Source organism: Streptomyces sporangiiformans, assembly GCF_005768555.2.
Lineage (GTDB): Bacteria > Actinomycetota > Actinomycetes > Streptomycetales > Streptomycetaceae > Streptomyces > Streptomyces sporangiiformans.
Genome location: NZ_VCHX02000128.1, coordinates 1 through 23,671, shown reverse-complemented (window position 1 = coordinate 23,671; position 23,671 = coordinate 1). Strand labels below are relative to the sequence as shown.

The 23,671-nt window shown below is 70.5% G+C and carries 15 protein-coding genes and 2 pseudogenes; 8 read left to right on the top strand and 9 right to left on the bottom strand.

Features of this window, described 5'->3' with window-relative positions; all coding sequences use genetic code 11:
• Nucleotides 1-183: 183 nt before the first annotated feature.
• The 6 genes and pseudogenes from rbsD to FGD71_RS17310 form a co-directional block, all read right to left on the bottom strand.
• A complete protein-coding gene (gene rbsD / locus FGD71_RS17335) occupies nt 184-573 on the bottom strand; it encodes a D-ribose pyranase (protein WP_119101351.1) in 390 nt (129 codons plus the stop codon).
• Entirely contained in the window at nt 570-1,469 is a 900-nt protein-coding gene (locus FGD71_RS17330) for a ribokinase (protein WP_119101350.1), read from the bottom strand. The genes rbsD and FGD71_RS17330 overlap by 4 nt, the downstream gene beginning before the upstream one ends.
• A 90-nt stretch (nt 1,470-1,559) precedes the next feature.
• Nucleotides 1,560-2,571 (bottom strand): annotated as a pseudogene (locus FGD71_RS17325) (D-ribose ABC transporter substrate-binding protein); the annotation flags it as partial.
• 196 nt (nt 2,572-2,767) lie between these two features.
• Nucleotides 2,768-3,739: pseudogene (locus FGD71_RS17320) on the bottom strand (ABC transporter permease); the annotation flags it as partial.
• Nucleotides 3,729-5,276, bottom strand: a complete 1,548-nt coding sequence (locus tag FGD71_RS17315; RefSeq protein WP_119101348.1) for a sugar ABC transporter ATP-binding protein — start codon at nt 5,274-5,276, stop codon at nt 3,729-3,731. The gene FGD71_RS17315 and the pseudogene FGD71_RS17320, both read right to left, overlap by 11 nt.
• Nucleotides 5,273-6,379: a LacI family DNA-binding transcriptional regulator gene (locus tag FGD71_RS17310; RefSeq protein WP_119101347.1), complete on the bottom strand. Its 1,107-nt coding sequence runs from the start codon at nt 6,377-6,379 to the stop codon at nt 5,273-5,275. Before FGD71_RS17310 ends, FGD71_RS17315 begins: the two co-directional genes overlap by 4 nt.
• A gap of 154 nt (nt 6,380-6,533) precedes the next feature.
• On the opposite strand from FGD71_RS17310, the gene recD2 reads away from it, so the two are divergent.
• Nucleotides 6,534-8,804 (top strand): SF1B family DNA helicase RecD2, encoded by a 2,271-nt coding sequence (gene recD2 / locus FGD71_RS17305; protein ID WP_119101346.1) that lies wholly within the window; start codon nt 6,534-6,536, stop codon nt 8,802-8,804.
• A 209-nt stretch (nt 8,805-9,013) separates the two neighbouring features.
• Nucleotides 9,014-10,303 carry a citrate synthase gene (locus tag FGD71_RS17300; RefSeq protein WP_119101345.1) on the top strand — a complete coding sequence of 430 codons (1,290 nt, stop codon included), beginning with the start codon at nt 9,014-9,016 and terminating at the stop codon, nt 10,301-10,303.
• Nucleotides 10,304-10,959: 656 nt separating this feature from the next.
• On the opposite strand, the gene FGD71_RS17295 is transcribed toward FGD71_RS17300, so the two are convergent.
• Together FGD71_RS17295 and FGD71_RS17290 are read right to left on the bottom strand one after the other, a co-directional pair.
• Nucleotides 10,960-13,245, bottom strand: coding sequence for a heavy metal translocating P-type ATPase (locus tag FGD71_RS17295; RefSeq protein ID WP_119101344.1), 2,286 nt, complete (start codon nt 13,243-13,245; stop codon nt 10,960-10,962).
• An 83-nt stretch (nt 13,246-13,328) separates the two neighbouring features.
• Nucleotides 13,329-13,568, bottom strand: coding sequence for a heavy-metal-associated domain-containing protein (locus FGD71_RS17290; RefSeq protein ID WP_119101343.1), 240 nt, complete (start codon nt 13,566-13,568; stop codon nt 13,329-13,331).
• 201 nt (nt 13,569-13,769) lie between these two features.
• On the opposite strand from FGD71_RS17290, the gene FGD71_RS17285 reads away from it, so the two are divergent.
• The gene (locus FGD71_RS17285) at nt 13,770-14,813 is read left to right on the top strand and encodes a zinc-dependent alcohol dehydrogenase family protein (protein ID WP_119101342.1); all 1,044 of its coding nucleotides are present in this window, start codon (nt 13,770-13,772) and stop codon (nt 14,811-14,813) included.
• A gap of 10 nt (nt 14,814-14,823) precedes the next feature.
• Here the strand turns inward: FGD71_RS17285 and FGD71_RS17280 are convergent, their stop codons facing one another.
• On the bottom strand, nt 14,824-15,030 hold the full coding sequence (locus tag FGD71_RS17280; RefSeq protein WP_119101341.1) for a helix-turn-helix transcriptional regulator: 207 nt from the start codon (nt 15,028-15,030) through the stop codon (nt 14,824-14,826).
• A gap of 653 nt (nt 15,031-15,683) precedes the next feature.
• Between FGD71_RS17280 and iolC the strand changes: the two genes are divergently transcribed.
• The 5 genes from iolC to FGD71_RS17255 all read left to right on the top strand — a co-directional run.
• On the top strand, nt 15,684-16,673 hold the full coding sequence (iolC, locus tag FGD71_RS17275; protein WP_119101340.1) for a 5-dehydro-2-deoxygluconokinase: 990 nt from the start codon (nt 15,684-15,686) through the stop codon (nt 16,671-16,673).
• A gap of 53 nt (nt 16,674-16,726) precedes the next feature.
• On the top strand, nt 16,727-17,542 hold the full coding sequence (iolB, locus tag FGD71_RS17270; RefSeq protein WP_119101378.1) for a 5-deoxy-glucuronate isomerase: 816 nt from the start codon (nt 16,727-16,729) through the stop codon (nt 17,540-17,542).
• A complete protein-coding gene (iolD, locus tag FGD71_RS17265; protein WP_119101339.1) occupies nt 17,539-19,440 on the top strand; it encodes a 3D-(3,5/4)-trihydroxycyclohexane-1,2-dione acylhydrolase (decyclizing) in 1,902 nt (633 codons plus the stop codon). The genes iolB and iolD overlap by 4 nt, the downstream gene beginning before the upstream one ends.
• Nucleotides 19,441-19,454: 14 nt before the next feature.
• Nucleotides 19,455-20,957: a CoA-acylating methylmalonate-semialdehyde dehydrogenase gene (gene mmsA / locus FGD71_RS17260; protein WP_119101338.1), complete on the top strand. Its 1,503-nt coding sequence runs from the start codon at nt 19,455-19,457 to the stop codon at nt 20,955-20,957.
• Between the two features lie 129 nt (nt 20,958-21,086).
• Nucleotides 21,087-23,671: alpha/beta fold hydrolase (locus tag FGD71_RS17255; protein ID WP_162931157.1), on the top strand; the 2,585-nt coding region annotated here is incomplete at its 3' end.

Genomic DNA, 23,671 nt, shown 5'->3' with positions numbered 1-23,671 from the left:
AAAAATCTTCAGAGTCCGTACAACCCTCCCCGCATCACGTGGGTCGTACCTGGCGTCAGAACTTCTTGGAGGGGGATCCGGGGGGATCGCGGGGGGTTCTGATCGGGGAGGGAAACCGAGGGGGCCTGATCGACGGATCAGGCCCCCTCGAAGCTTGTGCGGAAGGCTTTCGCGGAAGGTACGTCAGAAGAAGACCCCGCAGCGCAGCAGCACATTCGCGTACGGGCGGGCCTCGCCGGTCCGTACGATCAGGCGCGCGCCCGCCGACAGTTCCTTCAGCTCCCCGTGTGAGACGAGCTCCAGCTCCGGGAAGTGCGCGTCCAGCAGGGCCGACGCCGCCGGGTTCGCCTCGCGGATCTCGGTGGCGGCCGTGGCGCCTTCCACCACCAGTTCCGCCAGGAGGCCGTCGAGCACCTCGGCGAAGGACGGCACCCCGGCCCGGAAGGCCAGGTCCACGAGCCGTGGGCCCGCCGGGACGGGCATGCCGACGTCGCAGATCAGTACGCCGTCGCCGTGGCCCAGCTCGGCCAGGGCGCCGGCGAGATGGCGGTTCAGTATTCCGGCCTTCTTCACAGGGCGGCGACCTCCTCGGCAGTGGGGAAGGAGTCCTGGGCGCCCTCCCGGGTGACGGCCGCGGCACCCACGCGCGCCGCGTACCGCGCGGCTTCCGCCAGGGACTCCCCGAGCCCCAGCCGCCAGGCCAGCGCCGCGGTGAAGGCGTCGCCCGCACCCGTCGTGTCCACGGCGTCGACCTTCACGGACGCGACACGGGCCGATCCGGCAGCGTCGGCGACCAGCGCGCCGTCCGCCCCCAGGGTGACGACCACCGAGCGCGGGCCGAGGGCGAGAAGCGCCTCGGCCCACTGCTCCGGTGTGTCGCCGGTGTCCACGCCGAGCACCACCCGCGCCTCGTGCTCGTTCACGATCAGCGGGTCGCAGGCGGCGAGCACGTCCTCGGGCAACTCCCGGGGCGGGGACGGGTTCAGTACGAAACGGGTGCCGGGCCGCAAGCCCCGTACGACCTCCACGACCGTCTCCAGGGGGATCTCCAGCTGGGCCGAGATCACCCGGGAGGCGGCGAGCAGGGCCGAGGCCGCGCGGACGTCCTTCGGGGTCAGGTGTCCGTTCGCGCCCGGCGACACCACGATGCTGTTGTCGCCCGACGGATCGACCGTGATCAGCGCGACGCCGGTGGGCGCCCCGCCGACCAGAACAGCGGCCGTGTCGACTCCGGCGTCCCGCTGCGAGTCGAGGAGCAGGCGGCCGTGCGCGTCGTCGCCGACGCGGGCCAGCAGCGCCGTACGGGCCCCGAGGCGGGCGGCGGCGACCGCCTGGTTGGCGCCCTTGCCGCCCGGGTGGAGGGCCAGATCGGAGCCGAGGACCGTCTCCCCGGCACCGGGACGGCGGTCGACGCCGATCACCAGGTCGGCGTTGGCCGATCCCACGACCAGGAGGTCGTAGTCGTACATGAACTGTCTCCCTGTGCAGGTGAGTTGGACCCCTACGCGGTCGGTGGCCGGACGGGACGAGCGGATCCCCCCGCCCGGCCACCTCCCGTGTCAGCCGCTGAACTCGCCCACGTTCTCAGCCGTGGCCACCTTCACCGGCACCTTGACCGTCTGCTCGACCTTCTCGCCCTTCGCCGCCTTGACCGCGTTCTGAATCGCGATCTTGCCGATTTCCTTCGGCAGCTGCGCCACCGACGCGTACAGACTGCCGTCCTTGACGGCCTTGAGACCGTCCGGCGTGCCGTCGAAGCCCACGACCATGACCGACTTCCCGGCCTTGCTGCCCAGCGCCTTGATCGCGCCCAGCGCCATCTCGTCGTTCTCGGCGAAGACACCGTTCACGTCCGAGTGCGCCTGGAGGAGGTTCGTCATGACGTCCAGGCCCTTGGTGCGGTCGAAGTCCGCGGGCTGCTTGGCGAGGACCTTGATGTCCGGGTAGGCCTTGATGCCCTCGGCGAAGCCCTGGCCGCGCTCACGGCTCGCGGACGTTCCGGAGGTGCCCTGAAGGACGACGACCTTGCCCTTGCCGCCCAGCTTCTCGGCCAGGGCCTTCGCAGCGAGCCGTCCTCCCTCGACGTTGTCGGAGGCGACGGTGGCGGCCAGGTCGGCGCCGTTGACCGTGCGGTCGGCGGCGACGACCGGGATGCCCGCCTTGTCGGCCGCCTTCACCGACGGCGCGGCGGCGTCCGAGTCCACCGGGTTGATGATGACGGCCTTCACGTTCTGGCCGGTGAAGTTCTGCAGCTGGTTCGCCTGCTGCGAGGCGTCGTTCTGGGCGTCGTTGACGGTCAGGTCGACGTCCAGGGCCTTGGCCTCCGCCTCGGCGCCCTTCTTGAGCTGCACGAAGAACGGGTTGTTGAGCGTCGAGATCGACATGCCGATCTTCGTGCTTCCGGAACCGTCGGATCCCGAGGCCGAGTTGCAGGCGGTGGCGGTCAGGGCGAGGGCCGCGACGGCTGTGAGGACGGCGAACTTCCTGTTCAGATTCGTACCCATGGCTGCTTCCTTGCAGTGAGCGGGGCGGGGGAGGCACCAATCAGCCTGTCCGGCGTTTGAGGACGAGNCAGATTCGTACCCATGGCTGCTTCCTTGCAGTGAGCGGGGCGGGGGAGGCACCAATCAGCCTGTCCGGCGTTTGAGGACGAGGCCGTTAGGCCGATAGCGGGGTCCAGGGGCAGAGCCCCTGGCGGGGTCTGGGGCGGAGCCCCAGAAGGATGGGACGGGTAGGGGCGGCGGGGGCGAAACCCCCTGGTTCAGGTAGCGCGCCGGCGCACCGTGTCCAGCAGGACGGCGAGCGCGATGACCACACCGATGACGACCTGCTGCCAGAAGGCGGAAACCGACAGCAGGTTGAGGCCGTTGCGGAGCACGGCCAGGATCAGGGCGCCGATGAAGGTGCCCGAGGCCTTGCCGACACCGCCGGAGAGGCTGGCGCCGCCGATGACGACGGCGGCGATGGCGTCGAGCTCGTACCCGAGGGCGGCCTGCGGCTGGGCGGAGACCAGGCGGGAGGCGAGCACGATGCCCGCGACGGCCGCGAAGCCGCCGGACAGCGCGTAGATGGCGAGTTTCTGCTTCTTCACGCGCAGCCCGGACAGGCGCGCAGCCTCCTCGTTGCCGCCGATCGCGTACATGGAGCGGCCGATGTACGTACGGGACAGGACGACGGCGGTGATCACGCCCATCGCCACCATGACCAGGACGGGCACCGGCAGCCAGCCGCCGAGGGTGTTGCCGAGCGCGGAGACCGAGTCGGGGAAGGCGATCGGGCTGCCCTGCGAGATGACCAGCGCCAGGCCGCGGCCCACCGAGAGCATGGCGAGCGTGGCGATGAACGGCGGGAGTTTGCCGTACGAGATCAGCGCACCGTTGACCAGCCCGCACGCGATGCCGGTGCCCAGGGCCAGGAGCACGGCCAGCCACACGGGCAGGCCCTCGGAGGTCGCGGTCCAGGCGAGGACGGTCGCGGCGAGCGCGGCCACCGAGCCGACGGACAGATCGATGCCGGCCGAGACGATGACGAAGGTCACGCCGAACGCCAGAATCGCCGTCACGGCGGCCTGCACACCGACGTTGAGCAGGTTCTGGGTGGTCAGGAAGTCGCCGGAGAGCAGCGACATCGCCACGATCAGGACGATGAGCGCGCTGAGCGCGCCGTTGTCGAGCAGGACGCGCCGGACCGCCGTGGCGTTCCCCGCGCCGGGGCTGGACTTGAGCGTGTCAGTGGCCACGGCCGGCCTCCATTTCTTTCTTCTCTTCCTTCTCGTCCTTCACCGGTGCGTGCGTGGTCACGGCGAGCGCCATGACGGCGTCCTGGGTCGCCTGGTGGGCGGGGAGCTCACCCGCGATCCGGCCCTGGGCCATGACCAGCACCCGGTCGCTCATGCCGAGCACCTCGGGCAGATCGCTGGAGATCATCAGCACCGCGTGGCCGGCGGCGGTCAGTTCGTTGATGAGCTGGTAGATCTCGACCTTGGCGCCCACGTCGATGCCGCGGGTGGGTTCGTCGAGGATCAGCACTCTGGTGTCGGCAAGCAGCCATTTGCCGATGACGACCTTCTGCTGGTTGCCGCCGGACAGGGTGCGCACATGCTGGCCGAGGCCCGCCATCCGCACGCCGAGCTGTTCGGCGATACGGGCGGCTGCGGTGCGCTGCGCCCCGCGGTCCACCCAGCCGGCGCGGCTGGCCGCGCGCAGCGTGACCAGGCCCAGGTTCTCCTGCACGGAGGCGTTCAGCACCAGCCCCTGGCCCTTGCGGTCCTCCGGCACCAGGCCGATCCCGGCCGCCAGGGCCGCGCCCACGTCGTGGCGGGGCAGCCGGTGGCCGTCCACCTCGACCGCCCCGGCGTCGTAGGGGTCGGCGCCGAAGACCGCCCGGGCGACCTCCGTGCGGCCCGCGCCGACCAGGCCCGCGACGCCGACCACTTCACCGGCGCGCACCTCGAAGCTGACGTCGTGGAAGACGCCGTCGCGGGTCAGGCCGGAGACCGAGAGCAGGGGCGCTCCGGGGTCGGCCGGCTCGCGCGGGTACTGCTGCTCGATGGACCGGCCCACCATGAGCCGGACGAGTTCGTCCCGCGGGGTCGAGGCGGGCACCTGGCCGATGCTCCGGCCGTCGCGCAGTACGGTCACCCGGTCGCCCAGGGCGGCGATCTCCTCCAGGTGGTGCGTGATGAAGACGATGGCGACGCCGTCCTCGCGCAGCCTGCGCACGATCGAGAAGAGCTTGTCGACCTCCTCGGAGGTGAGCACGGCGGTCGGCTCGTCCATGATCAGCACGCGGGCGTTCAGGCTCAGCGCCTTCGCGATCTCGACCATCTGGAGCCGTGCGATGCCGAGTTGACGCACACGCGCGCGTGGGGACACGTTCACGCCGACCCGCTCCAGCAGCTCGGCCGCGTCCGCCTCCATCTTCTTCCGGTCGATCATCCCGAAGCGGCGCGGCTGCCGTCCCAGGAAGATGTTCTCGGCGACCGACAGGTCGGGGACGAGGTTGAACTCCTGGTAGATGGTGGCGATCCCGAGGCGCTCGGAGTCCTGCGCCCCGTGGATGCGCACCTCCGCGCCGTCGACGAGGACGCGCCCGGTGTCGGGCCGGTAGGCGCCGGACAGCATCTTGATGAGAGTGCTCTTGCCCGCGCCGTTCTCGCCGAGCAGTACGTGCACCTCGCCGCGGCGCAGGTCGAAGCTCACGTCGTCGAGCGCGACGACACCGGGGAAGGTCTTCCGTATGCCTTCGAGGCGCAGCAACTCGTCCGGGTCGCTCACGGCTTGCTCCTTTGTGCGGGGGAGGGCCTTGGGGCGGGGGAGGGCTCGGTGGAGGATTCGGTGGAGGATTCGGTGGAGGCCTCGGTGGAGGCCTCGGGGGAGGGCTCGGGGGAGGGCTCGCCGCACGAGCGGCGTACGACGAGACGCGCGGGGAGGGTGACGGACTTCGGGGTGCGGCCCTCGATACGGGCGACGAGGGCGCGCACCGCGGCCCGGCCCAGCTCGCCCGTCGGCTGGGCGACCGCGGTGATCGGCGGATCGGTGTGCACGAACCAGGGGATGTCGTCGAACGCGGCGAGCGCGATGTCCTCGGGGACCCGCATCCCGCGCGCGCGGATGGCGTCCAGCGCGCCGAGCGCCATCAGGTTGTCGGCGGCGAAGACGACCTCGGGCGGCTCGGGCAGGTCCAGGAACCGCTCGGTGGCCCGCCGCCCGCTCTCGGCCTGGAAGTCGCCCTGGCCGATGTAGTCGTCGGGGAGGGTGAGCCCGTACTCGGCGATGGCCGCACGGAAGGCCTCGACGCGTTCGCGGCCGGTCGTGGTCGCCGCCGGGCCCGCGATGATGGCGAGCCTGCGGTGGCCGAGCCCGTACAGATGGGCGACGAGATCGCGGACGGCCGCCCGTCCGTCCGCCTGAACCACAGGGACGTCCACGCCCGGGATCCAGCGGTCCACGAAGACCATCGGCGTTCCGGCGCGGGCGGCGTCCAGCATCAGGGGCGAGCCGCCGTCGGTGGGGGAGACCAGGAGGCCGTCGATCCGGCGGTCGAGCAGGTTGCGGATGTGGTGGTCCTGCAACTCCGGCCGTTCGTCGGCGTTTCCGAAGATCACGCTGTATCCGAGCGCGCGGGCCTCCTCCTCGACGGAGCGGGCCAGTTCGGTGAAGTACGGGTTGAGGACGTCGCTGATGACGAGGCCGAAGGTGTGGGTCTGGTCGGTGCGCAGGGAGCGGGCCACCGCGTTGCGCCGGTAGCCGAGAACGTCGACGGCGGCGAGGACGCGGGTGCGCGCCTCGGCGCTCACGGACGGGTGGTCGTTGAGTACACGGGACACCGTGGCAACGGAGACACCCGCCTCGGCGGCGACATCCTTGATGCTCGCCATCGCGGCCCCACCTCCTCGTGGAATCGATTACACGAGGAGGATTGGAATCGATTACACGGCTGTTGAGCAAGACCTCGGAACCGGCGAAACCGGATCGTGATGAAGTTGTCCACAGGCTCCGTTCGTTGTCAGAGGTCGGAGGTAGCGTCGGATCATGTCCAATCAGGCGGGGAACCAGGCGGGGAGCGGAGCGCGGAACCTGGCGGTTCTGGAAGGCGTACTGGAGCGCATCACGTACGCCAACGAGGAGAACGGGTACACGGTCGCCCGCGTGGACACCGGCCGAGGCGGCGGCGATCTGCTCACGGTCGTGGGCGCGCTGCTCGGTGCCCAGGTGGGGGAGTCGCTGCGCATGGAGGGCCGCTGGGGCTCCCACCCCCAGTACGGCAAACAGTTCACGGTGGAGAACTACACGACGGTGCTGCCCGCGACCGTCCAGGGCATCCGCCGCTATCTGGGATCGGGCCTGGTCAAGGGCATCGGCCCGGTCTTCGCGGACCGCATCACACAGCACTTCGGGCTCGACACCCTCCAGATCATCGAGGAGGAGCCGAAGCGCCTGATCGAGGTCCCGGGGCTCGGCCCCAAGCGGACCAAGAAGATCACCGAGGCCTGGGAGGAACAGAAGGCGATCAAGGAGGTCATGCTCTTCCTGCAGACCGTCGAGGTGTCGACGTCGATCGCGGTCCGCATCTACAAGAAGTACGGCGACGCGTCGATCTCCGTCGTCAAGAACCAGCCGTACCGCCTGGCGTCCGACGTCTGGGGCATCGGCTTCCTCACCGCCGACAAGATCGCCCAGTCCGTCGGCATCCCCCACGACAGCCCGGAGCGCGTCAAGGCCGGTCTCCAGTACGCCCTTTCCCAGTCCACCGACCAGGGCCACTGCTTCCTCCCGGAGGAGCAGCTGATCGCGGACGCGGTGAAGCTGCTCCAGGTGGACACGGGCCTGGTCATCGAGTGCCTCGCCGAACTGGCGGCACCGGCCGAGGACGGCGAGGACCCGGGTGTCGTACGGGAGCGGGTGCCGGGCCACGACGGCGGTGACCCCGTGACAGCCGTCTACCTGGTCCCCTTCCACCGGGCCGAACTCTCCCTGTCCGCCCAGTTGTTGCGCCTGCTGCGCACCGGCGAGGACCGGATGGCGGCTTTCCGGGACGTGGCCTGGGACAAGGCGCTGGCATGGCTCAAGGACCGTACGGGTGCGGAGCTGGCGCCCGAGCAGGAGGAGGCCGTCCGCCTCGCGCTGACCAAGAAGGTCGCCGTGCTCACCGGAGGTCCGGGCTGCGGCAAGTCCTTCACGGTCCGCTCGGTCGTCGAGCTGGCCCGCGCCAAGAAGGCCAAGGTCGTGCTGGCCGCGCCCACGGGCCGCGCCGCCAAGCGGCTGTCGGAGCTCACGGGCGCGGAGGCGTCGACGGTGCACCGGCTCCTGGAGCTGAAGCCGGGCGGCGACGCGGCCTACGACAAGGACCGCCCGCTGGACGCCGACCTGGTGGTGGTCGACGAGGCGTCCATGCTGGACCTCCTCCTTGCGAACAAGCTGGTCAAGGCGGTGCCCCCGGGTGCGCACCTGCTGTTCGTGGGGGACGTCGACCAGCTGCCGAGCGTCGGCGCGGGGGAGGTCCTGCGGGATCTGCTGGCCGAGGGCGGCCCGGTCCCGGCCGTCCGCCTCACCCAGGTCTTCCGCCAGGCCCAGCAGTCCGGTGTCGTCACCAACGCGCACCGCATCAACTCCGGCCGGCATCCGGTCACCGACGGCATGAAGGACTTCTTCCTCTTCGTCGAGGACGACACGGAGGAGGTGGGCCGGCTCACGGTGGACGTGGCGGCCCGGCGCATCCCCGCGAAGTTCGGCCTCGATCCGCGCCGTGACGTGCAGGTGCTCGCTCCCATGCACCGCGGCCCGGCGGGCGCCGGCAACCTCAACGGACTGCTGCAGCAGGCGATCACTCCCGCCCGCCCCGACCTCGAGGAGAAGCGCTTCGGCGGCCGCGTCTTCCGTGTGGGCGACAAGGTCACGCAGATCCGCAACAATTATGAAAAGGGCACGAACGGCGTCTTCAACGGCACGGTCGGCGTAGTCACCTCGCTCCATCTCGACGACCAGCGTCTGACGGTGCTGACGGACGAGGACGAGGAGGTGCCGTACGAATTCGACGAGCTCGACGAGCTGGCGCACGCGTACGCGGTGACGATCCACCGTTCCCAGGGCAGTGAGTACCCGGCGGTGGTGATCCCGGTGACCACCAGCGCCTGGATGATGCTCCAGCGCAATCTGCTCTACACGGCGGTCACCCGCGCCAAGAAGCTTGTGGTGCTGGTCGGTTCACGCAAGGCGATCGGTCAGGCGGTGCGCACGGTGTCTGCGGGACGACGCTGTACGGCCCTTGATTTCAGGCTCTCACCGCGGTCTCTCGACGCGTGAGGCAAATTTGATCGATCAAATGAGTCACAAAGCTCACAGAGCACTTCCGGAACCGGAGCGAAGGGGGGCAGGATGAGTGAGTTGACGGCACTGAGTGCCGCCAGTAGGCCCAATGGTCGACCCCGAGTGCACTCTCCTGCGCCAAATGGGGGATGGTAGAGACAGTCAGGGCACCTCGAAGAAGAGGCACAACGTCGGTGAGGGATGACGTGAGCGACAACTCTGTAGTACTGCGGTACGGCGACGGCGAGTACACCTACCCGGTGATCGACAGCACCGTCGGCGACAAGGGCTTCGACATCGGGAAGCTCCGCGCCCAGACCGGTCTGGTGACGCTGGACAGTGGTTACGGCAACACCGCCGCCTATAAATCCGCCATCACCTATCTCGATGGTGAGCAGGGCATCCTCCGCTACCGCGGCTACCCGATCGAGCAGTTGGCAGAGCGCTCCTCCTTCCTCGAGGTGGCCTACCTGCTGATCAACGGCGAGCTGCCGACGGTTGACGAGCTCTCCACCTTCAGGGGCGACATCACGCAGCACACCCTGCTGCATGAGGACGTCAAGAACTTCTACCGTGGCTTCCCGCGTGACGCCCACCCGATGGCGATGCTGTCGTCGGTGGTCTCCGCGCTGTCGACGTTCTACCAGGACAGCCACAACCCGTTCGACGAGAGGCAGCGCAACCTCTCCACGATCCGCCTGCTCGCCAAGCTTCCGACGATCGCGGCGTACGCGTACAAGAAGTCGATCGGACACCCGTTCGTCTACCCGCGCAACGACCTCGGTTACGTCGAGAACTTCCTGCGCATGACCTTCTCGGTGCCGGCCCAGGAGTACGAGCTGGACCCGGTCGTCGTCTCCGCGCTCGACAAGCTGCTGATCCTGCACGCGGACCACGAGCAGAACTGTTCGACGTCGACGGTCCGCCTGGTCGGCTCCTCGCAGGCGAACATGTTCGCCTCGATCTCCGCCGGTATCTCCGCGCTCTGGGGCCCGCTGCACGGCGGCGCCAACCAGTCCGTCCTGGAGATGCTGGAGGGCATCCAGGCCTCCGGCGGCGACGTGGACTCCTTCATCCGCAAGGTGAAGAACAAGGAGGAAGGCGTCCGCCTGATGGGCTTCGGCCATCGGGTCTACAAGAACTTCGACCCGCGCGCGAAGATCATCAAGGCCGCGGCGCACGATGTCCTCTCCGCCCTCGGCAAGTCCGACGAGCTGCTGGACATCGCCCTCAAGCTGGAGGAGCACGCGCTCTCCGACGACTACTTCGTCTCGCGCAGCCTCTACCCGAACGTGGACTTCTACACCGGCCTGATCTACCGCGCCATGGGCTTCCCGACCGAGATGTTCACGGTCCTGTTCGCCCTCGGCCGCCTCCCGGGCTGGATCGCCCAGTGGCACGAGATGATCAAGGAGCCCGGCTCCCGCATCGGGCGCCCGCGCCAGATTTACACGGGGGTCGTGGAGCGGGACTTCGTCCCGGTCGAGGCTCGCTGACGCGCCCACTGCACCTGACGGCGCCCTACGGCGAGTGAGCCAAAGGGGCGCGCCGGCGCTCCGCGCGGAGGCCGGTGTGTGACCTGCGGGTCGTGGGGGGCTGGTCGCGCAGTTCCCCGCGCCCCTATGGGGCGCCAGGTGGCGCCCCATAAAAATCCCAAAAAAAGGGGGAAGGCGCCCTGCTACGGTCCCCCCACGGGCCGTAGGTCAGGGCGCCTTCCCATGTTCCCGGTGCGGATTCCCCCCACGGGATCCGGCCGGGCGTCTGTGAGACAGCGCCTGAATCGCTGCGAGCTAAACGAGCAAAACTGCCTGTACTGCTGCGGTGCGGTCTGCCGGGACGCGTACGTACGGGAGGGCCGCTCAAAGCTCCCCGGTGCACGTGCCCCGGCAACGCAATCCCGGGAACGTCCCCCAAGACGCTCCCGATGCCAGACACGCCCCCCAAGACGCCTCTGACATCGCCAACTTAGACTCACGAACTCCTTCGATGGTTACGTTCGCTTCTCTGTGATCTGCGTCTCCTGCATATGTCCTGAAGATGCGCAAGAGACCCGATATGGCGATCGGACCCCAAGCGTAAGGATGATGCGCGAGCCTTGTGAAGAGTTTATGTGAGGCTCGCGTCGGACTCTAGAGGGGCTCTTACCTCGACATCACCGAAATGCCCGAAGTCGGAGGCTGTTCGTCACCACGAACACCGATGAGAACGCCATCGCGGCGCCCGCGATCATCGGGTTCAGCAGCCCGGCCGCGGCCAGCGGCAGCGCGGCCACGTTGTAGCCGAAGGCCCAGACGAGATTCCCCTTGATCGTCGAGAGGGTCTTCCGTGACAGCCGGATCGCATCCGCTGCGACCCGCAGATCCCCGCGTACGAGCGTCAGATCGCCCGCCTCGATCGCCGCGTCCGTGCCGGTCCCCATGGCCAGCCCCAGATCGGCCGTGGCAAGCGCCGCCGCGTCGTTGACGCCGTCGCCGACCATGGCCACGGCCCGGCCCTCGGCCTGAAGCCGCTTGATCACCTCGACCTTGTCCTGCGGCAGCACCTCGGCGTGGACGAACGCGTCGTCGATACCGACGCGGCGGGCCACGGACGCGGCGACGGTCCGGTTGTCCCCGGTCAGCAGCACCGGCGTGAGTCCCAGGGCGCGCAGCTCGCGGACCGCCTCGGCGCTGGTCTCCTTGACCGCGTCGGCGACGGTCAGGACACCGCGTGCCACGCCGTCCCAGGCGACGGCGACGGCGGTACGTCCGTCCTCCTCGGCCCGCGTCTTCGGCGCGGCCAGTTCGTCGGGCAGCGCGACACCGGCCTCTTCGAGCAGCCGCGCCCGCCCGACCAGCACCTCGTGCCCCTCGACCGTGCCGCGTACGCCGAGCCCGGGGACGTTCTCGAAGGCGGAGGCCGAGGGCAGCGGGACTCCCGCCCGCTCCTCGGCGCCCGCGGCGACGGCCCGCGCGACGGGATGCTCGGAGGCGTGCTCCAGGGCGCCCGCGAGCCGCAGTACCTGCTTCTCGTCGGCGTCCTCCGTGACGTACACCTCCTGGAGGGTCATGCGGCCGGTGGTGATCGTTCCGGTCTTGTCCAGGACGACCGTGTCGACGCGGCGCGTGGACTCCAGGACCTCGGGGCCCTTGATGAGGATGCCGAGCTGGGCGCCGCGGCCCGTGCCGACCATGAGGGCGGTCGGGGTGGCCAGGCCGAGGGCGCACGGGCAGGCGATGATCAGCACCGCGACGGCGGCCGTGAAGGCGGCGGTCCGCTCGCCCGTCATGCCGAGCCAGGCACCGAAGGTGGCGGCGGCGATCAGCAGGACGACGGGTACGAAGACGGCGGAGATCCGGTCGGCGAGGCGCTGCACCTCGGCCTTCCCGTTCTGCGCGTCCTCGACGAGCTTCGCCATCCGCGCCAGCTGTGTGTCCGCGCCGACGCGGGTCGCCTCCACGACGAGCCTGCCCCCGGCGTTCACGGTCGCGCCCGTCACGGCGTCGCCGGCCGTCACGTCCACCGGCACCGACTCGCCGGTCAACATCGAGGCGTCGACCGCCGAGATGCCCTCGACGACGGTGCCGTCGGTGGCGATCTTCTCCCCGGGCCGTACGACGAAACGGTCGCCGACCGCGAGCCGGCCCACGGGGACGCGTACTTCCTTCCCCGCCCGCAGTACGGAGACGTCCTTGGCGCCGAGGTGGAGCAGCGCCCGCAGCGCCGCGCCCGCGCGCCGCTTGGCACGGGCCTCCAGATAGCGGCCGAGCAGGATGAACGTGACGACTCCGGCGGCCACTTCGAGGTAGAGCGCCGACGAGCCGTCCGTACGGGAGACGGCGATGTCGAAGCTGTGCCGCATGCCCGGCATCCCCGCGTGTCCCCAGAACAGCGCCCACACCGACCAGCCGAAGGCGGCCAGCGTGCCGACCGAGACGAGGGTGTCCATGGTGGCCGCGCCGTGCCGGGCGTTCGTGAGCGCCGCCCGGTGGAACGGGAGCCCGCCCCAGACGACGACGGGCGCGGCGAGCGTCAGCGACAGCCACTGCCAGTTGTCGAACTGGAGGGACGGGACCATGGAGAGGAGGACCACGGGGAACGCGAGGAGGGCGGAGACGGTCAGGCGTTCGCGCAGGGCGGCGAGCACGGGATCGTCCTCGCCCCGGTGGGTCTCCTGCGACGGTTCTGAAGGCTCCGACGGCTCCGGAGGCGGTGGCTCCTCGGCCGTGTAGCCGGTCTTCTCCACCACGGCGATCAGGTCGGCGACCTGTACCCCGTCCGCGTACGAGACCTTCGCCCGCTCCGTCGCGAAGTTCACCGTGGCGGTGACACCGTCCATGCGATTGAGCTTCTTCTCGACGCGGGCCGCGCAGGAGGCGCAGGTCATTCCGCCGATGGTGAGCTCGACCTCGGCGGGCGGCGCCTCGTCCATGGTCGGTGGTATTGCCGTGCTGCTCATGTCCGGACTCCAGACGGCGGACCGGGCCGTACGGAGCCAGTGTCACTGGTGGCCGGTACGGCCCGATCCGCGGGGGTGTGTGATCAGGCCTGGCCGACGAGCTCGTATCCGGCCTCGTCGACCGCGGCGCGCACCGCGGCCTCGTCGAGCGGGGCGGCGGAGACCACGGTGACCTCGCCACTGGAGGCCGCGGCCTTCACCGAGCTGACGCCGGCGATCTCGGAGATCTCGTCGGAGACGGAGCCTTCACAGTGTCCGCAGCTCATCCCGCTCACCTTGTAGACAGTGGTCACGGGGCCCAGGGTGTCGGTCTGCGCGGTCATGTCGGTCTCCTCATCGGGGCTGTGGGGCTGTGGGGCGTTCAGGGCTTGTGTGGCCCGCGGGGGGCCTTTCACACTCCCCACACTATACCCCTAGGGGGTACATTCCCAAGGGGGGGGGTGCGCCGGAGCGCGCGAACGTACCCCTTAGCGTTCGGTCCGCACCGGTGACAGCCGGGCGGCTCCGGGCGGAAGGGCGGGCGCATGCGGGCAGTGGTCTTCGAACGGTACGGGGAGCCGGCCGACGTACGGGAGGTGCCGGACCCGGTGCCCGCGCCCCACGGGGTGGTGGTGCGGGTCGAGGCCACTGGTCTCTGCCGCAGCGACTGGCACGGCTGGCAGGGGCACGAACCGGACATCACGCTGCCGCACGTGCCGGGGCACGAGCTCGCCGGGACCGTCGAGGCGGTGGGCGCTCTGGTGACGGGCTGGCGCCCCGGTGACCGGGTCACCGTGCCGTTCGTCTGCGCCTGCGGAAGCTGCGCCTCCTGCGTGGCGGGCGACCAGCAGGTGTGCGAGCGGCAGACCCAGCCCGGGTTCACGCACTGGGGGTCCTTCGCGCAGTACGTCGCCCTGGACCACGCCGACGTGAACCTGGTCGCGGTGGCCGAGGAACTGTCCTTCGGTACGGCGGCTTCCCTGGGGTGCCGGTTCGCCACGGCGTTCCGGGCGGTCGTCACGCAGGGGCGCGTGACGGCGGGGGAGTGGGTGGCCGTGCACGGGTGCGGGGGAGTCGGGCTGTCCGCCGTGATGATCGCGGCGGCCTGCGGGGCGCGGGTCGTCGCGGTCGATGTCTCGCCCCGGGCGCTGGATCTGGCGCGGAAGTTCGGGGCGGCGGAGTGCGTGGACGCGTCCATGACCGAGGGTACGGCGGAAGCGGTACGTGAACTCACGGGCGGCGGTGCCCATCTCTCGCTCGACGCGCTCGGATCACCCGCCACCTGCGCGGCCTCGGTGAACGGACTGCGCCGCCGGGGCCGTCACGTCCAGGTCGGCCTGCTTCCGTCGGCGAGTGGTTCCACTCCCGTTCCCATGGCGCGGGCGATCGCCCTCGAACTCGAACTCCTCGGCAGCCATGGGATGCCCGCGCACGCGTATCCGCGGATGCTGGAGCTGGTGCGGGCGGGTGTGCTGCGGCCCGACCTCCTCGTCACCTCCACGATTTCGCTGGGCGCTGTGCCTGGGGCGTTGGCCGCGATGGGGTCGGCGCCGGGGGCGGGGGTTACGGTCATCGCGCCGTGGGGGTGAGCGGGGTGGGTCAGTCGTTGCCGCGTGCTTTGCCCCGGTTGCCTGGGCGGGAGGCCACCCAGGCGCGGATGGTGTCCGCGTACCAGTAGGGCTTGCCGGCCTCCACGTGGTCGGGCGGGGGCAGCAGGCCGTGTTTGCGGTAGGAGCGGACGGTGTCCGGCTGCACTCTGATGTGTGCCGCGATGTCTTTGTACGACCAGAGCGTTTGGTCGGTCATCAGGTGCACCTCCCCGCGTGTGGGCGTTGCGTCGGCGATCACGAAGCGTTCTGTGTTCGGTGAACGACGTGGTGTGGCCGTGGGTCGGTGTTTGTCGCCCGGGTGTGACGGAAGGTTCGCTGATGCGCGACATGTGTGACACGGGGCGGGTATTCGTGACACGGGCGGGTTTTTTCCTCCCCCGACCCCACCCCTTCCCGAAACGGGGGGCTGCGCCCCCAGGCCCCCCGGTTCGTCTTTCGGCTGCGGGTCGGTTGTGGCTGGTCGCGCAGTTCCCCGCGCCCCTGAAGGGGCGCACCCGGTCGCCCTCAGTTCTCCAGCGATCTCTGAAGGGGCGCACCCGCGCTCACGCGCCTGAAGGGGCACCCAGCCGCAGTCGCCCGCCCACGGGAGGGGTCGTGTGCCGGTGCGTCATCGCCCGTCGCGTAGGGCTTGTCTCAGGAAACCCGCACCGACTTACCCACCCCGGGCCGTATGCCCCCGCGGCGACGGGCGGACGCACCGGCACACGACCCCGACCCGACCACCCACCGCAGGCGCCCCCGCCCAACCGCCGGAGGCCAAACGCCTGGTCCGAATGTCTGGACAACCAATTGACAGGCATCCCGCGGCGCGGCTAGACCTGGGATCCCAGCCGAAGCGAAAGGAACTCGATGGGCGAGTTCGCGGATTCCACTGCGTACGACCTGATCACCATGGGGCGGATCGGAGTTGACCTCTACCCCCTGCAGGCAGGCGTACCCCTCGCTCGGGTGACGTCCTTCGGGAAGTTCCTCGGCGGCTCGGCGAGCAACGTCGCGGTGGCCGCGGCGCGGCTCGGGCGGCGTACGGCGGTGATCACGCGCACCGGCGACGACCCCTTCGGGACGTATCTCCACGAGGCGCTGCGGGACTTCGGCGTCGACGACCGCTGGGTCACGCCCGTGGCCGGACTGCCCACACCGGTCACCTTCTGCGAGGTGTTCCCGCCGGACGACTTCCCGCTGTACTTCTACCGTCGGCCGAAGGCCCCGGACCTGGAGACCGACGCCCACGACCTCGACCTGGACGCCATCCGCGGGGCCCGCGTCTTCTGGGTGACGGGCACGGGCCTGAGCGAGGAGCCCAGCCGCACGGCGACCCTCGCGGCGCTGGCCCACCGCGCCAAGTCCTCCGTGACGGTCTTCGACCTGGACTGGCGCCCCATGTTCTGGCCCGGCGACGACGCCGCCAAGGCCGCCGCCACCGCCCGGCCCTTCTACAAGGAAGCCCTGCGCCACACCACCGTCGCCGTCGGGAACGTGGACGAGGTCGAGGTCGCGACGGGAGAGCGCGAGCCGTACGCGGCCGCCCGCGCGCTCCTCGACGCGGGCGTCGAACTGGCCGTGGTCAAGCAGGGCCCCGAGGGCGTCCTGGCGATGAACCAGAAGGGCGAGTCGGCGGAGGTCCCGCCCCTCCCGGTGAAGGTCCTCAACGGCCTCGGCGCCGGCGACGCGTTCGGCGGCTCCCTGTGCCACGGGCTGCTCGCGGGCTGGGACCTGGAACGCATCATGCGGTACGCGAACGCCGCGGGCGCCATCGTCGCGTCCCGCCTGGAGTGCTCCTCGGCCATGCCGACCCCGGCGGAGGTCGAGGACGCGCTGATGGCGGGGGCCGTCCAGTGAACCTTGCCGACCACAGCATCGACGACCCCAGGACCGACCGGAGGACGGACGACGTGACGAACAGCCGCCTGTACATCCCCCGAGGCAGCACCGCCACCGCCCCGTACGCCCTCGACATCGACCCCGAACGGGCCGGCTGGACGCACAGCAGCCTGCGGATCGTGGAGCTGGACGCGGGCGGTACACATCTGTTCACCACTGGTGACAGCGAGTGGATCGTGCTTCCGCTGAGCGGCGCCGCTACCGTGCGCATAGAGGACAAAACACTTGAACTCCTGGGCAGGGAGGACGTGTTCAGCGCAGTCACCGACTTCGCGTACGCCCCTCGTGACGCCCAGGTGCAGATCGCCTCCGGCGCGGGAGGCCGCTTCGCCCTGGCAGGAGCGAAGTGCGAGCGCAGACTCCCCGCCCGCTACGGCCCCGCGCCGGAGGTCCCCGTCGAAGACCGAGGCAGCGGCACCTGCGCCCGCCAGGTGCGCAATTTCGCCTCGGCCGACGCCTTCGACTGCGACAAGCTGATCGCCGTCGAGGTCATCACACCCGGCGGCAACTGGTCCTCGTATCCGCCCCACAAACACGACGAGCACCGGCCCGGCGTCGAAACGGAACTGGAGGAGATCTACTACTTCGAGATCGAAGGCCCGAACGGATTCGGCTATCAGCGCGTATTCCCTTCGCGCGAGGGCGGAACCGATGTCCTCGCGGAGGTCCGCACCGGCGACGCCGTCCTCGTCCCCGACGGATGGCACGGTCCGTCCATCGCCCAGCCCGGCCACGCGATGTACTACTTGAACGTGATGGCCGGCCCGGGGGAGGACAGGGAGTGGCGGATCTGCTTCCACCCGGAGCACACGGAGGGCTACCGATGACAGAGCCGAAGACGTCAACGGCGACGACAAGGCTGACGGTCGCGCAGGCGCTGGTGCGGTTCCTCGCCGCCCAGTACACGGAACGGGACGGGGTCCGGCGCCGCCTGATCGGCGCCACCTGGGGCATCTTCGGGCACGGCAACGTCGCCGGGCTCGGGCAGGCCCTCGTGGAGTACGCCGACGAGATGCCGTACCACCAGGGGCGCAACGAACAGGCCATGGTGCACGCGGCGGTCGGCTACGCCCGTCAGTCGCACCGCCTGTCCACGCACGCCGTCACGACCTCCATCGGCCCCGGCGCCACCAATCTCGTCACCGGCGCCGCCCTCGCGACGATCAACCACCTCCCGGTGCTGCTCCTGCCCGGCGACATCTTCGCGACCCGCCCCGCCGACCCGGTCCTCCAGCAGCTCGAAGTCCCGTACGCGGGCGATGTGTCCGTGAACGACTGTCTGCGTCCGGTGTCGAAGTACTTCGACCGCGTCACCCGCCCCGAGGCGCTCATCCCGGCCGCCCTGCAGGCCATGCGCGTGCTCACCGACCCCGTCGCCACGGGCGCCGTCACGCTCGCGCTGCCGCAGGACGTGCAGGCGGAAGGCTTCGACTGGCCGGAGGAGTTCTTCGCCGAGCGCGTCTGGGCGGTCCGCCGCCCGGGAGCCGACCCGGAGGAGCTGGCCGCCGCCGTCAGGGCCGTACGCGATGCCCGGCGCCCCCTGGTCGTCGCGGGCGGCGGTGTCCACCACAGCGAGGCCGAGGACGCGCTCAAGGAGTTCGCCGACGCCACCCGCATCCCGGTCGCCTCGACCCAGGCGGGCAAGGGCTCCCTGCGCTGGGACCACCCGGCGGACGTCGGCGGCATCGGCCACACCGGCACCGCCACCGCCGACGAACTCGCCCGCATGGCCGACCTGGTGATCGGCGTCGGTACCCGCTACACCGACTTCACCACCGCCTCCGGCACCCTCTTCTCCGCCCAGGGCGTCCGCTTCCTGAACCTGAACATCGCGCCCTTCGACGGCCACAAACTGTCCGGTCAGCCGCTGATCGCGGACGCCCGCACGGGCCTGGAAGCGCTCACCGAGGCACTCGCGATGCACGGCCACCGCGCCGAGCCCGCGTACGTCACCGAGTACTCGGACGACAAGGAGCGCTGGGAGTACCGGGTCGACGCGGCGTACGAGGCGGACGAGCCGGACACCCGGCCCACCCAGCCGCAGGTCCTCGGCCTGCTCGACGAGCTGGTCACCGGCGACGACATCGTGATCAACGCGGCCGGCTCGCTCCCCGGCGACCTGCACAAACTCTGGCGGACGCGGTCCCGGGACCAGTATCACGTCGAGTACGGCTACTCCTGCATGGGCTACGAGATCCCGGCCGCGATCGGCGTGCGGATGGCGGCGCCCGACCGCCCCGTGTGGGCGCTGGTCGGCGACGGTACGTATCTGATGATGCCGACGGAGCTCGTCACGGCCGTACAGGAAGGCGTCGCGATCAAGGTCGTGGTCCTCCAGAACCACGGGTACGCGTCCATCGGCGGGCTCTCCGAGACCGTGGGCGGCGAGCGGTTCGGCACCGCGTACCGCTACCAGTCCGAGGACGGTACGTACACGGGGCGGCCGCTGCCCGTCGACCTCGCCGCCAACGCGGCCAGCCTCGGCATGCGGGTCCTGCGCGCGAAGACCGTGCGCGACCTGCGGGCCGCCCTCGCCGAGGCGCGCGCGGCCGACACTCCCACATGTGTCTACGTGGAGACCGAAACCGCCGACACAGTGTCGGGCGCACCCCCGGCCCAGGCCTGGTGGGATGTACCTGTGGCCGAGACCGCGACCCGCCCGTCGGCGGTCAAGGCGCGTGAGGAGTACGACCGGCACAGCGCCGCCCGACGCCGCCATCTGTGAAGGAGCTTGGGGACATGACGAAGACCGTCAACCACTGGATCGGTGGGAAGACCGTCGAGGGTACGTCGGGTACGTACGGGCCGGTGACCGACCCGGCGACCGGCGCCGTGACCACCCAGGTCGCCTTCGCGACCGTGGACGAGGTGGACGCGGCGGTCGCCACCGCCAAGCAGGCGTACGCGACCTGGGGCCAGTCCTCGCTCGCCCAGCGGACCTCGATCCTCTTCAAGTTCCGGGCGCTGCTCGACGCCCACCGGGACGAGATCGCCGAGCTGATCACCGCCGAGCACGGCAAGGTCCACTCCGACGCTCTCGGCGAGGTCGCGCGCGGCCTGGAGATCGTCGACCTGGCCTGCGGTATCGCGGTGCAGCTGAAGGGCGAGCTGTCCACGCAGGTCGCCAGCCGGGTGGACGTCTCGTCCATCCGGCAGCCGCTGGGTGTCGTCGCCGGCATCACGCCGTTCAACTTCCCGGCCATGGTGCCGATGTGGATGTTCCCGATGGCCATCGCCTGCGGCAACACCTTCGTGCTCAAGCCGAGCGAGAAGGACCCGTCGGCGTCGATGAAGGTCGCCGAGCTGCTGGCCGAGGCCGGCCTTCCGGACGGCGTCTTCAACGTCGTGCACGGCGACAAGGTGGCCGTCGACCGGCTCCTTGAGCACCCGGACGTGAAGGCGGTGTCCTTCGTCGGCTCGACGCCCATCGCGCGCTACATCCACACGACGGCCTCGGCGAACGGCAAGCGCGTACAGGCCCTCGGCGGCGCCAAGAACCACATGCTGGTGCTGCCGGACGCGGACCTGGACGCGGCCGCCGACGCCGCGGTCTCGGCGGCGTACGGCTCGGCCGGTGAGCGCTGCATGGCGATCTCGGCGGTCGTGGCGGTGGGCGCGGTCGGCGACGCCCTGGTGGAGAAGATCCGCGAGCGCGCCGAGAAGATCAAGATCGGCCCGGGGAACGATCCCACGTCCGAGATGGGCCCGCTGATCACGGCCGCGCACCGCGACAAGGTCGCCTCGTACGTGACGGGCGCGGCGGCCCAGGGCTCCGAGGTCGTGCTCGACGGCACCGGCTACAGCGTCGAGGGCTATGAGAACGGTCACTGGATCGGGCTCTCGCTGCTGGACCGCGTGCCGGTGACGTCGGACGCGTACCGGGACGAGATCTTCGGTCCGGTGCTGTGCGTGCTGCGCGTCGAGACCTACGAGGAGGGCGTCGACCTCATCAACGCCTCGCCGTTCGGCAACGGCACCGCGATCTTCACCCGGGACGGCGGCGCGGCCCGCCGCTTCCAGCTGGAGATCGAGGCCGGCATGGTCGGCGTGAACGTGCCGATCCCGGTCCCCGTGGGCTACCACTCCTTCGGTGGCTGGAAGGACTCCCTCTTCGGCGACCACCACATCTACGGCAACGACGGCACGCACTTCTACACCCGCGGCAAGGTCGTGACGACCCGCTGGCCCGACCCGTCGGACGCTCCGGCAGGCGTGGATCTGGGGTTCCCCCGTAACCACTGACCGTGATCGCGAGAGCGGTGCGCGTACCACGAACGCGGTACGCGGACAGGGCCCGTAATCCTGAGGGATGGTTGAGGGTTCCGACCGACGTCTGCTTCGGCTGTCGGCGGGTGCCCTTACCGTTGATGCATGGATCTTCGACTGCCCCGACTGCGCGGGGCCGTACTGCGGAGGCCGCGGCGGTTGATTGCCGCCGCGGCCTCCGTGGTCGTGCTCGCCGGCGCCGGTACGTGGACGGCCGCCGCCTCGGATGAGGCCCCACCCGTGCACCGCTCCGACAGAGTCATGGCCATGGGCGGCGGTGTGAAGATCGACACCTCGTACTTCACCGCGGGCTCCGGCCGCCGTCCCGCGGTGCTTATAGGGCACGGCTTCGGCAACAACAAGGAGGAGGTGCGGTCCCAGGCGGAGACCCTGGCGCGCGACGGATACGCGGTGATGACGTGGTCGGCGCGCGGCTTCGGCAAGTCCACGGGGAAGATCGGCCTGAACGACCCCAAGGGCGAGGTCGCCGACGTCTCGAAGCTCATCGACTGGCTCGCCGAGCGGCCCGAGGTCGAGCTGGACAAGGACGGCGACCCGCGCGTGGGCGCCACCGGAGCCTCGTACGGCGGCGCGGTCTCGCTTCTCGCGGCCGGATACGACCAGCGGGTGGACGCGATCGCCCCGTCGATCACGTACTGGAACCTCGCGGACGCGCTGTTCCCGAACGGCGTGTTCAAGAAGCTGTGGGCCGGGGTCTTCATCAACTCCGGCGGCGGCTGCGACAGGTTCGAGCCCCGGCTGTGCGCGATGTACGAGCGGGTCGCGGAGTCCGGAAAGCCGGACGCCGCGGCGAGGGAGCTGCTGGCCTCCCGCTCCCCGTCCGCCGTCGGCGACCGCATCAACGTGCCCACGCTCATCATGCAGGGCCAGTCCGACTCCCTCTTCCCGCTCGGCCAGGCCGACGCGATGGCCAAGGCGATCCGCGCCAACGGCGCACCCGTGGACGTCGACTGGATCTCCGGCGGACACGACGGCGGCGACATGGAGGCTGACCGGGTGCTCGCGCGCGTGGGCTCCTGGTTCGACCGCTATCTGAAGGACGAGAAGGGCGTCGACACGGGACCCGCGTTCCGCGTCACCCGCACCGGGGGCGTCGACTCCACCGACGGCGCGGCCCAGTTGCGGGGCGCGAGCGGGGACGCGTACCCCGGACTGTTCAGCGGCGAGCGCCAGGTGGCGCTGACCGGGCGTGAGCAGGAGTTCAGCAACCCCGCGGGCGCCAACCCGCCCGCCGTCTCCGGACTCCCCGGACTCGGCAGCGCCGGCGGCCTCGCCCAGCTGTCGTCTCTCGGCGTCGGCGTCTCGCTCGACTTCCCCGGACAGTCCGCGAGCTTCGAGTCCAGGCCGCTGAGCGACGACATGCGGATCACCGGGTCGCCGACGGCGACGGTGCACGTGGAGTCCACCAGCGGCGAGGCCGTGCTGTTCGGGAAGGTGTACGACGTCGGACCGGGCGGCGGGCAGCGGCAGGTCCTGCCCTCCCAGCTCGTCGCTCCCGTACGGGTCGAGAGCGGCAAGGACGCCCGGATCACCTTGCCCGCCATCGACCACGAGGTGGAGAAGGGGCACCGGCTGCGTCTGGTCCTCGCCTCGACCGACCTCGGCTATGCCTCTCCGATGGCTCAGGCGACGTACAAGGTGTCGCTGAAGAGCGAGCTGAACGTGCCCACCGCGCCCGCTGTGAAGTCCGCGGCCGTGCCGCTGCCCGCGTGGGTGTGGTGGCTGCCGCTCGCCGGTGCCGTGGTGGCGCTGGGACTGCTGCTGACGAGCCGCCGCCCCACGAGCGCGGCTGCACCCGACCCCGAGCTCGCCGAAGTCCCGCTCCAGATCACGGACTTGAGCAAGCGCTACGCGAAGTCGGCGGACCGGTACGCGGTACGGGACCTCTCCTTCCGCGTCGAGAAGGGCCAGGTGCTGGGTCTGCTCGGCCCGAACGGCGCGGGGAAGACGACCACTCTGCGCATGCTCATGGGCCTGATCAAGCCCGACGGCGGCGAGATCCGTGTCTTCGGGCACGCGATCCGGCCGGGTGCCCCGGTGCTCTCCCGGGTCGGCGCCTTCGTGGAGGGCGCGGGCTTCCTGCCGCACCTCTCCGGACGCGAGAACCTGGAGCTGTACTGGAAGGCGACCGGGCGCCCGCCCGGGGACGCCCACTTGGACGAGGCCCTGGAGATCGCGGGTCTGGGCGACGCGCTGGCCCGCGCCGTCCGTACCTACTCCCAGGGCATGCGCCAGCGCCTGGCCATCGCCCAGGCCATGCTCGGCCTCCCGGACCTGCTGATCCTCGACGAGCCGACGAACGGTCTCGACCCGCCGCAGATCCGCGAGATGCGCGAGGTGCTGATCCGCTATGCCGCGGCCGGCCGCACGGTCATCGTGTCGAGCCACCTCCTCGCCGAGGTCGAACAGTCCTGCACGCACCTGGTGGTCATGGACCGTGGCCGTCTCGTCCAGGCGGGCCCGGTGAACGAGATCATCGGCTCCGGCGACACCCTCCTCGTCGGCCTGGCCGCCGACATCGCGGACCCGCTGGTGGAGAGGGTGGCGGCCCTGCCGTCCGTGGAGTCCGCGGTGCGGACGGAGGACGGCCTGCTGGTACGGCTGGCGGCGCCGAGTGCCGGCACGCCCGTCGGCGTGGGCGCCGCGGGCGACGGCCGGCGCGAGCGCCG

Coding starts and splice junctions, on each gene's coding strand:
- FGD71_RS17330 (WP_119101350.1), bottom strand. CDS start 1,469: ATGTACGACTACGACCTCCTGGTCGTGGGATCGGCCAACGCCGACCTG.
- FGD71_RS17310 (WP_119101347.1), bottom strand. CDS start 6,379: ATGGCGAGCATCAAGGATGTCGCCGCCGAGGCGGGTGTCTCCGTTGCC.
- recD2 (WP_119101346.1), top strand. CDS start 6,534: ATGTCCAATCAGGCGGGGAACCAGGCGGGGAGCGGAGCGCGGAACCTG.
- FGD71_RS17295 (WP_119101344.1), bottom strand. CDS start 13,245: ATGAGCAGCACGGCAATACCACCGACCATGGACGAGGCGCCGCCCGCC.
- FGD71_RS17290 (WP_119101343.1), bottom strand. CDS start 13,568: ATGACCGCGCAGACCGACACCCTGGGCCCCGTGACCACTGTCTACAAG.
- FGD71_RS17285 (WP_119101342.1), top strand. CDS start 13,770: ATGCGGGCAGTGGTCTTCGAACGGTACGGGGAGCCGGCCGACGTACGG.
- FGD71_RS17280 (WP_119101341.1), bottom strand. CDS start 15,030: ATGACCGACCAAACGCTCTGGTCGTACAAAGACATCGCGGCACACATC.
- iolC (WP_119101340.1), top strand. CDS start 15,684: ATGGGCGAGTTCGCGGATTCCACTGCGTACGACCTGATCACCATGGGG.
- iolD (WP_119101339.1), top strand. CDS start 17,539: ATGACAGAGCCGAAGACGTCAACGGCGACGACAAGGCTGACGGTCGCG.
- mmsA (WP_119101338.1), top strand. CDS start 19,455: ATGACGAAGACCGTCAACCACTGGATCGGTGGGAAGACCGTCGAGGGT.